This is a genomic window from Acidisphaera rubrifaciens HS-AP3, from assembly GCF_000964365.1.
Classification (GTDB): Bacteria; Pseudomonadota; Alphaproteobacteria; order Acetobacterales; family Acetobacteraceae; genus Acidisphaera; species Acidisphaera rubrifaciens.
In genome coordinates this window covers 1-1,758 of the sequence record NZ_BANB01000263.1, presented here as the reverse complement: position 1 = coordinate 1,758, position 1,758 = coordinate 1, and the positions used below count along the sequence as shown (strand labels likewise).

The following is a 1,758-nucleotide window of genomic DNA, read 5'->3' as shown; positions in this document are numbered from 1 at the left end:
GCTGCTGGCCGAAGACGTAGTTGGCGGTGATGAAGAACCACGTGTCGCCGCCGGCCTTCACCGTCGCGCCGCCCGTCGAGCGGGCGAGCATGTAGGTGTCATAGGTCCAGTGGACGGTGTTCGGGTTGCACAGCTTGCCGGTGAGATCGGGCGTCCCGGCGCCGGCGTTGACATAGGCCTTGTTCTTCTCGGCGACGACCGAGGCGACGGCGAGCGCCACCGACGAGGTCGGCACGTCCATGATGACATCGACGCCGTCGCGGTCGAACCATTGCCGGGCGATCGACGCGCCGACATCGGGCTTGTTCTGGTGGTCGCCCGACAAAACCTCGACCTTGAAGCCCTGCGCCTTGAACTCGGCGACGGCGAGCTTGGCGCAGGCGACGGAGACCGGGCCGGTCACGTCGCGATAGGGGCCGGACATGTCGTTGAGCACGCCGAGCCGGATCGTCGGCATGTCGGCCGCGCGGGCGCGGCGCGCGGGCAGCGTCGCGGCGGCGCCCGCGGCCATGGCGGCGGTGGCGCCGCCGAGGACTGTGCGTCGGGAAATCGTCATGCGTTTCTGCCCCGTCTGTTTCTTCTGTGCGGCGCCGTCAGGCCGGCTTGCCGAGCTTGCAGCCGTCCTCGCCTTCCGGCCGGAACGACTGATCGGCCGGCGTGGTGGCGATCAGCTTGCAGTAATCCCACGGGCCGTGGCTGTCCGCGGGCTTCTTCACCTGCCACAGGAAGGACGGGCACAGCATCCGCCCGTCGGCGCGGATCGTCGTCGGGCCGAAGCAGTCGTCGTCCACCGGCCGGTGCTTCATCGCGGCGATGGTCGCGGCGCCGTCGCGGCGGGCGGCGGCGACGCCCATGTCCTGCGCCGTGCGCAGGTAGTGCAGCAGGCTCGAATAGGTGCCGGCGTTGATCATCGTGGCGCGCTTGCCCGGCGCCAGCTTCTCCAGCCGGCGCGAGAAGGCGCGCGTGCGGTCGTTCATGTCCCAGTAGAAACTGTCGGTGTAGTCGATCCCCTGCGCCGTCTGCAGGCCGAGGGCGTGCACGTCGGTGATGAACATCAGCAGCGCGCCGACGCGCTGCTTCAGCCCGAATTCGTGCGACTGCTTGATGCAGTTGATGAGGTCGGAGCCCGCGTTGGCGAAGCCGATCACGTCGGCGCCCGAGGCCTGCGCCTGCAGCAGCAGCGAGGAGAAGTCGCTGGTGCCGGGAAACGGGTAGAACGTCGCGCCGAGGACCGATCCGCCGGCCGCCTTGACGAAGGCGCTGCCGTCCTGCACCAGCGCGTGGCCGAAGGCGTAGTCGGCGGCAATGAAATACCACGACTTGCCGCCCGACCGCACCATGGAGGTGCAGGTCGACTTGCACAGCATGTACGTGTCGTATTCCCAGTGGATCGTGTTGGCGTTGCACTTCGCGCCGGTCAGCAGCGTGGTGGCGGCGCCGGCGTTGACATAGACCTTGTTCTTCTCCGCCGCGACCGACGAGACCGCGAGGGCAACGGCGGAGCTGCCGCCCTCGAAGATGCCGTCCACGCCGTCGCGGTCGTACCATTTCCGCGCGATGGTCGCGCCGATATCGGCCTTGTTCTGATGGTCGGCGCTGAGGATCTCGACGTTGATGCCGTGGGCGGCGACGCCGGAATCCTGCACCGCGAGCTGCGCGCAGGTGATTCCGAGCGGTCCCGTCAGGTCGCGATAGGAGCCGGACAGGTCGGTGAGGATGCCGATGCGCAGCGTGTCGCCGGCACCCGCGCGGGCGCGC

2 protein-coding genes are annotated in these 1,758 nt (G+C 68.8%); both read right to left on the bottom strand.

All coding sequences use genetic code 11. The features are described 5' to 3' along the window. On the bottom strand, positions 1-556 hold a 556-nt coding region (locus B8460_RS08970; RefSeq protein ID WP_048861252.1), incomplete at its 3' end, for an ABC transporter substrate-binding protein. 37 nt (positions 557-593) lie between these two features. Beyond that, positions 594-1,758, bottom strand: a 1,165-nt coding sequence (locus B8460_RS08965) for an ABC transporter substrate-binding protein (protein ID WP_048861251.1), incomplete at its 5' end; no start/stop codon positions are given.